The organism is bacterium (genome assembly GCA_021158245.1).
Lineage (GTDB): Bacteria > Zhuqueibacterota > QNDG01 > QNDG01 > QNDG01 > QNDG01.
Map to the genome: position 1 here is coordinate 1 of JAGGVB010000072.1, position 2,983 is coordinate 2,983.

The window sequence follows — 2,983 nt, forward strand, 5'->3', positions numbered from 1 at the left end:
CCCACACCGAATACAGCACTTTCTGCAAAATTATAATTTCTCTCAACCATAAAAAGAGAGCCGCCGAGAATTGCACAGTTTACAGTAATAAGGGGCAGGAAAATTCCGAGAGCATTATAAAGGCTTGGGAAAAATTTATCAAGAACCATTTCAAGAATCTGAACAGTGGCTGCAATAACTCCAATGTAAATTATAAGTCCGAGAAAAGAGATGTCAAGGTTTTCCATTCCAGCCCATTTTAGCGCGCCCGGAGCAAGCAGATTGCGGTAGATCAGATTGTTTAACGGCATGGTGACAGACTGCACCACTACAACAGCAATGCCAAGACCTATTGCAGAATCAACCCTTTTGGATACTGCAATAAATGTACACATACCGAGAAAAAAGGCCAGTGCCATGTTCTCAATAAAAATAGATTTTATAAACAAACTTAAATAATGTTCCAGCATACCATTCTCCTGTTACATTGATCAGCTGTGGGCATCTGTGTCCTCGGGATTAATTGTTCGCATAATCCAGATAATAATTCCCAGCAGAAAAAATGCGCTGGCAGGCAGCAGCAAAAGACCGTTGGGATAGTACCATCCTCCGTCAGATACAGATTTTAATACTGTGTGTCCCAAAATTGATCCTGAGCCGAAAAGCTCCCGTATTGTTCCCACAATAAGAAGAATAAAAGTGTAGCCAAGGCCGTTGCCAATACCGTCCAGAAAACTGTCCCCCGGAGGATTGTGAAGAGCAAAGGCCTCTGCTCTTCCCATTATTATACAGTTAGTGATAATAAGGCCAACATAAACAGAAAGCTGTTTGCTTATGTCATAAGCAAAAGCCTTGATAATCTGATCAGCTATGATAACAAGGGAAGCGATTATTGTCATCTCAACGATAATTCTGATTGAACCGGGTATTGATTTCCGGATCAGACTTACGGAAAAATTTGAAAGAGAAAGAACAAAAATCACAGCAAGAGACATAACTATGGATGTTTCAAGTTTTGAAGTAACAGCAAGTGCAGAACAGATTCCGAGTATGTGATATCCGATAGGATTTTTCCGGAAAACAGGAGTTGTAACAAGTTTAACATACTTATTCATTGCCGGTTTTTCTCCTTAAATAATCAAGATACGGGCCGTATCCTTTGGGGCCCAGCCAGAAATTTACCGTATTGTTAACGCCTCTTGTTGTAAGAGTAGCGCCGGACAGGCCGTTGATTTTGTACATTTTTTCAGGATCATTATCCTTTACTTTCCCCTTGATAACTCTGATTTTCATATTTCCGTTAATATCAAATGCCTGTTTGCCTGACCACGATTTTTTCCATTTTTTATTGTCAATTTCTCCGCCAAGTCCAGGGGTTTCTCCGTGCTGGTAAAATGTTATTCCGGTCACTGTTCTTAAATCCTTGTCAAGAGCAATATACCCGTACATTGTTGACCAGAGTCCTTTCCCGTAAACAGGGAAGATAAATTTATCAACAAAGTCATTTTTGAGCACTTTGTAAATAACAATATACGCAGGAATTTTGCCGATTTTGGCAATATCGCTTTCTGTCGGAACCGGAATTAAAAGGTCAGGCTTTTTGAGTACTGATTCAAGGTCAAAATCTTCAGGGTTAAAAGGGAGTTTTCCCGGGCTTACGGCACGGGATGTTTTCATATCCACAACAATCGGTATAATATTATTTTTAAAAAAATCTTCGGAATTTTGATATTCATCAGGTATGCCTGCTGCTGCAATTATGTTTTTAATTCTCTCCCTCTTTTTATTCTCTTCCTGCATTCCTTTTAATGATACTGCAGTAAGAGACACAAGAAAAGAGCAGACAATACAAATGCTCAATGCAACAATCAGGGTCTTTTTTGCGCTTTCACGAGCCATATTGCAATGCTCCCTTTTTTATTCCGGATTTTACAACGTAGTGGTCAATTATCGGTGCAAATGTATTGCCGAACAGAATTGCAAGCATCATACCTTCAGGATATGCAGGATTAACCACGCGTATAAGCACAACTACAACTCCTATAAGCAGACCATAAAAATATTTACCTTTTCTTGTCATTGCAGCGCTTACAGGATCTGTTGCCATAAAAACAGTACCGAATGCAAATCCGCCCAGAACAAAATGCCATAAGGGAGAAAGTCCGAACATGGGATTTGTTGTACTGCCTGTTAAATTAAATAAAAGAGCTGTTACTGTCATACCTGCAACAATACTTGCCATAATACGCCAGGATCCTATACCTGTTAAAATCAGAATAAATGCACCAATCAGGCATGCAAGTGTTGAAGTTTCTCCCATTGATCCCGGAATTGTGCCGATAAATGAATCAAACCATGAAACAGAAAGATGAACGCCTTTTTCCGCTGCCTGAGCAAGAGGAGTAGCGCTGCTTATTCCGTTTACTGCAATCCACACCGAATCTCCCGATATATTTGCCGGATATGCAAAAAAGAGAAATGCTCTGCCTGCAAGAGCAGGATTCCAGATATTCATTCCCACGCCGCCAAAGACCTCTTTGGCAAATACAACACCAAAGCTGATTCCGAGAGCTGTCTGCCACAAAGGTATTGTAGGAGGCAGAATCATGGGGAAAAGCAGACTTGTTACAAGAAATCCTTCGTTTATGGGATGTTTTCTGACAACTGCAAACAAAACTTCCCACAAACCGCCTGCAGCAAGAGATACAATGTAAACAGGCAGAAAGTAAACAGCTCCGTGCAGAAAGTTGTCGAGAGGATTTGCAGGATCAAAACCGATTTTAAATAATTGCAGAATTGTATAATGGAAATCTTTGGGAATCGCTGCTGCTCCGGCTTTTGCAATTGCAAGATTTGCCTGCAGCCCTGTGTTGTAAAATGCCATAATTACAGCCGGAACCATTGCAACAACCACCATTATCATCATTCTCTTAAAATCGAGAAAATCCCTTACATGAGGAGCGCTCCGGGTTCTTTCATCAGTGGAAAAAAGAAAAGAGTCCAG

At 40.5% G+C, this 2,983-nt stretch carries 4 protein-coding genes; all 4 read right to left on the reverse strand.

Going from position 1 to position 2,983, the window contains the following annotated elements; translation table 11 throughout:
* Positions 1-446: NADH:ubiquinone reductase (Na(+)-transporting) subunit E (locus tag J7K93_04560; protein ID MCD6116266.1), on the reverse strand; the 446-nt coding region annotated here is incomplete at its 3' end.
* A 24-nt stretch (positions 447-470) separates the two neighbouring features.
* Positions 471-1,094: an NADH:ubiquinone reductase (Na(+)-transporting) subunit D gene (locus J7K93_04565; protein MCD6116267.1), complete on the reverse strand. Its 624-nt coding sequence runs from the start codon at positions 1,092-1,094 to the stop codon at positions 471-473.
* Complete coding sequence (locus J7K93_04570; protein ID MCD6116268.1) at positions 1,087-1,878, reverse strand: Na(+)-translocating NADH-quinone reductase subunit C; 792 nt, start codon at positions 1,876-1,878, stop codon at positions 1,087-1,089. The genes J7K93_04565 and J7K93_04570 overlap by 8 nt, the downstream gene beginning before the upstream one ends.
* Positions 1,868-2,983, reverse strand: a 1,116-nt coding sequence (locus J7K93_04575) for an NADH:ubiquinone reductase (Na(+)-transporting) subunit B (GenBank protein ID MCD6116269.1), incomplete at its 5' end; no start/stop codon positions are given. The genes J7K93_04575 and J7K93_04570, both read right to left, overlap by 11 nt.